The 4762-nt window shown below is 49.1% G+C and carries 3 protein-coding genes and 1 rRNA gene; 3 read left to right on the plus strand and 1 reads right to left on the minus strand.

From position 1 onward, the window contains the following. Window positions 1-314 precede the first annotated feature (314 nt). Window positions 315-1625, plus strand: coding sequence for an NAD(P)-dependent oxidoreductase (locus KCG48_RS14255; RefSeq protein WP_211802848.1), 1311 nt, complete (start codon window positions 315-317; stop codon window positions 1623-1625). Window positions 1626-1667: 42 nt separating this feature from the next. Here KCG48_RS14255 and cls read toward each other — a convergent pair whose 3' ends face one another. Next, window positions 1668-3131: a cardiolipin synthase gene (gene cls, locus KCG48_RS14260; protein ID WP_211802849.1), complete on the minus strand. Its 1464-nt coding sequence runs from the start codon at window positions 3129-3131 to the stop codon at window positions 1668-1670. Window positions 3132-3322: 191 nt separating this feature from the next. On the opposite strand from cls, the gene KCG48_RS14265 reads away from it, so the two are divergent. Beyond that, on the plus strand, window positions 3323-4228 hold the full coding sequence (locus tag KCG48_RS14265; RefSeq protein ID WP_211802850.1) for a helix-turn-helix transcriptional regulator: 906 nt from the start codon (window positions 3323-3325) through the stop codon (window positions 4226-4228). Between the two features lie 363 nt (window positions 4229-4591). Next, window positions 4592-4762 (plus strand): 16S ribosomal RNA (locus KCG48_RS14270); the annotation flags it as partial.

Here is a 4762-nt window from a genome sequence, read left to right on the forward strand (position 1 = left end):
ACTGCAGGGGCAGCTCTGTGGGAAAGTAGGGGGATGCCAGTTACAGAGCCTCCGAGCTAACGCTCGGAGGCTTTTTTGTCGTTAAATTTAAAGAATGCTGCACTTACGATCGGGTCTATCCCCGTAGATTGTTATGATATAAACGTGACAAGCCTTGAGCCCCATTGTATTTTCTCTGTTTTAGAACTTAAATTTCGCGTCAAATGATTGACAAATTTTAACAGGTATGGCAAAATACTCCAGTATAGATATTTCGGAACCCTGGAGAAACCAAGAGATGGCGGGGGGCCGGAACGCACAAAGGAGGAAAGATCATGGAATCAAGTGGACTTTATTTCATTGACAGCGATCGGGGGTATACGATTAAAGAAGCGGTGGCGGAAGCCAAACGGTGCTTAAACTGCAAAAATCCCACCTGCATCACCGGATGCCCCATTGAGAACTACATTCCGGAATTCATTAAAGAGATCTCCAAGGGGAATTTTGGAGAGGCCAGGGAAATCATTGCCCGAAAGAGCAATCTTCCCGCCATCTGCGGAAGAGTCTGTCCCCATGACCTCCAGTGCGAAGGGCACTGCATTCTGGCCAAGGCGGGTAAGGAAATCCGTATTGGAAAACTGGAGCGCTTTGCTGCTGATTTTGATCATAATATGGGACTGATCAACGAGAAGATTCCACGCAAGACCCGCGGGAAAGTCGCCGTCATTGGTTCCGGACCTGCAGGTCTTACCATCGCCGGTGATCTGGCGAAGGAAGGCTTTAACGTAGTCGTCTATGAAGCCCAGGATGAACCCGGCGGAGTGCTACTCTATGGGATTCCGGACTTCCGTCTGAAGAAGGATGTGGTTCGCCGCGAAATCGCCAAAATTGCGTCCTACGGAGTGTCCTTCATCACTAGCACAGTGGCAGGGGTGGACGTGACGGTGGATACCCTCTTTGAACAGGGGTTTGATGCGGTGTTCATCGGCACGGGCACCAATGTGGCCAAGAACCTGGATCTTCCCGGAAAGGATCTCCAGGGAATTGAGCTCTCCTCCTATTTCCTCCGCACCTCCATGCTGGCCAATGAAGGCAAGCTGACCTCTGAAGATGTCTCCGTGAAGGAAGGCAGCCGTGTCATCGTCATCGGTGCCGGAAATGTAGCCATGGATGCCGCCAGAACGGCGGTGCGCATCGGCGCTTCCCAGGTTCATGTGGTGTATCGGGGAACGGAGGACACCATGTCTGCAGCCAAGGCTGAGTATGAAGATGCCCTGAAGGATGGTGTAGAGTTCCTCTTCGAGCACAGCCCCCTGGAGTACCTGGGGGAGGACGAGAAGCTGAGAGCCCTGAAGGTGAGCACCCCCACAGGGGAAAAAGAACTGGAAGCCGATGTGGTCCTGGTGGCCATCGGAAGCAAACCGGCCAAGCGCATTGTCTCCACCACCAAGGGAATCGATGTGGACTCCAAAGGGTATGTCATTACCCGGGAAAAGCCCTATGGCATGACCACCCTCAAGGGGGTCTTCGCCGGCGGCGATGTGGTGCATCAGCCGGCAACGGTGGTGCTGGCTATGAAGGAAGCAAAGAAAGTAGCCTCCGGCATTGCAGCCTACATTGACGCCAAGAAACTTCTGGAAAGTTAATTCAAAAATGCCCTGAACAGCAAACTGTTCAGGGCATTTTCTTTAGAAGAGAAGAGAGAAGACCCGGAAGAAGCTTTCCTTCCAATGGGTAAAGGGACTTCCGGCATTATATTCATCCAGCGTCAGAAGTCGGCTCACGGCCATGTCGTCATAGAAAAGACCTTCCATGCGGGCGGCGGTGAGTTCATCATAAATCACAGCGTTGACCTCATAGTTGTAATAGAGGCTTCGCACATCGAAGTTGGCCGTTCCTAAGGTGCAGACACTGGTGTCCACCACTAGAGCCTTGTTGTGGTAAAAGGCATTCTTATTATAATAGTAGAACTCAGCCCCCACATCCAAAAGCTCCTTAATATAGGTCATGGAGGCATGGCCCACAGGAGGGTGATCATACTGTTCGGGAAACACGATCTTCACATCCACGCCGGAGAGGACCGCGACCTTCAAGGCCTGCATGAGGGAATCGGAGGGGATAAAATAGGGGGAACTGATATAAATCTTTTCCTTGGCGGTGGAGATCATTTTCAGGAAAAGCTGTTCCACCGTGGAGTAGGGAGAGCCCGGTCCGTTATAGACCAGCTGCATGGGAAGATAGTTCGTGACTTGGGATTTGGGGAAGTAGAGGGAAAGATCGTTCTCTTTTTTATATTTCTGCCGCTGCTTGTCATATTCCCATTTCTTGGACTCCTCGTTAATCGAGAGAACAGTGAAGAAGTCATCGAAGAACAAGGCCTGAAGGCCTAGGACAAACTCACCTTCCACCCGCATATGGGTATCTCGCCAGTAACCGAATTTGGATTCACCGCGATACTCGTCACCAATATTGTTGCCCCCGAGATACCCAATGGTACCGTCAATGATGACCATTTTCCGGTGATTGCGGTAGTTGATGGAGGTGTCGATGAATTTCCCGATGCTGGCGAAATGGGCACTGTAGGTGACGAGCTCGATGCCGCTTTTTCGGACCTCCTTCAGATACTCCTTGTCAAAGCGACGCCCACCCACTTTGTCCATGACAAAGCGGACCTTTACGCCTTCTTGGGCTTTTTTCATGAGGAGATCAAAGATTTTACGGCCGGTTTCATCGGATTTCACAATATAGTATTCCATATGAATATGGTGCTGGGCCTTGGCCAAGTCTTTAAGGAGAGCTTCAAATTTCTGGGTGCCGTCCTTGAACAGCGTCACCTCATTGTAGAGGAAGAGAGGACTCCCATTGCCGATGGTCACGAGCTTCGCCATATCCTTATAGGGACCGGCATATTCCTCCAGACTGGTTTTCACAAATTCTACCATTTCGGGCGAAAGGCGCTCTTTTAAATTTTTTGATTTCCAGTTTCGTCCGATAAGTACATAGAGGATGAGGCCCACAAAGGGAATGAGCATAAAGATCAGCAGCCATCCGATGGACTTTTCCGGCTTTTCCCGATCCTTGAAGATGATGGTCAAAGCCAATAAAAAGTTGATGAGATAGGCTGAAAGATAAAGTGCTCGACTTAAGTTCATGGCGATCCTCCTTGGAACGATTCTCCATTCATTATACGCGATAATCATGAAAATCATTTTAAAATTCCTCTTTACTTTAGTAGAGGACAAGGAGAAGATCTGTTTTGACGTGGATGGCGAAATAATCATGGCTGCGGTCAAGAAATTCTGGAGTGACTATGGTAACCTTAATTCAAAGGGGGGAGATGGGAATGCCAACGGAAGATCAGTTTCAAGCTGTAGCAAAGATGCAGCAGTATATCCTGGACCATGTCAATGAAGAGATCACCATGAAGGATTTGGCGAGGGCAGCGGGGTATTCCCCGGGACATGCCTCTCGTATCTTCAAGGAGCTAACCCAGAGTAATCCTTTTGACTACATCCGGAGAGTGCGCCTCAGTCAAGCAGCGTTAGAGCTGCGGGATAGCCCCCGAAAAATCCTGGATGTGGCCTTTGACTTTGTGTTTTCTTCCCATGAAGGCTTCACCCGGGCGTTCACCAAAGAGTTTGGGATAGCCCCGAAATCGTATAGCGGGCATCCGGTGCCCCTCCGGCTTTTCCTTCCCTACAAAGTTAGCCATCGTTATCTTGAACGTCTGAAAGGAGAGGATCAATCCATGAAATCAGAAACCAAAGGGGTATTTGTACAAGTGGTGGAGAGACCCCAGCGTAAAGCAATTATCTTGAGAGGCATGAAAGCCAAGCATTACTTTGAGTATTGTGAGGAAGTGGGCTGTGATGTTTGGGGAATTCTCGTCAGTATCCCGGAGGCCCTCTATGAGCCGGTGGGCATGTGGCTTCCAGAAAGCTTTCGAAAAGAAGGTACCAGTGCCTATGTTCAGGGAGTGGAAGTCCCTATGGATTTTGACAAAGAGGTACCGGAAGGGTTTGAACTCATCGAGCTTCCGCCCTGTAAAATGATGATTTTCCAGGGGGAACCCTACAATGACGAAATGTTCGGGGATGCCATCGAGGAAATGTGGGAGTTCATGAAAAAATATGATCCCAAACTCTATGGATTCGAGTGGGCTGACGAGGATGCTCCCCGGTTCCAGATGGAGCCCCAGGGCTACCGGGGATACATCGAAGGACGACCCGTTCGGGAGATCCGCCGATAAAATGAGAGGAGGTTTGCAAGTTAATTGGAGCACACCTCCTCTTTTTGATTCCGCCAGCTGCGCTGGCACCTAAGAAGAAGCTCTTCAGACTCAATGGATTTCACGAAAGGCCCGTAAATTGGGCATCCCAGAGAAAAAGTATTTTGATTTTCTTTGATTTTGCTGTTGACACTATTTTGAAATTCATGCTATTATAGACAAGTCGCTTGACGAGAGCGGCAAACCAAACAAACCAAAGCTCTTTGAAAATTAAACAGAATATAGGTAAAAAACCAAAGTAATTCTTTTGAGAAATCAAAAACAATCGTTTCTGTCGCAAGACGGAAACAAAAGCTAGTGTAATCAACAGCTAGTTCAAACTTTTAATTTGAGAGTTTGATCCTGGCTCAGGACGAACGCTGGCGGCGTGCCTAACACATGCAAGTCGAGCGGAGGATTTAAGATGTTTACATCGCGGATCCTTAGCGGCGGACGGGTGAGTAACACGTGGGTAACCTGCCTCAAAGTGGGGGATAGCCTTTCGAAAGGAAGATT

Source organism: Proteiniclasticum sediminis (genome assembly GCF_018128025.1).
Classification (GTDB): Bacteria; Bacillota; Clostridia; order Clostridiales; family Clostridiaceae; genus Proteiniclasticum; species Proteiniclasticum sediminis.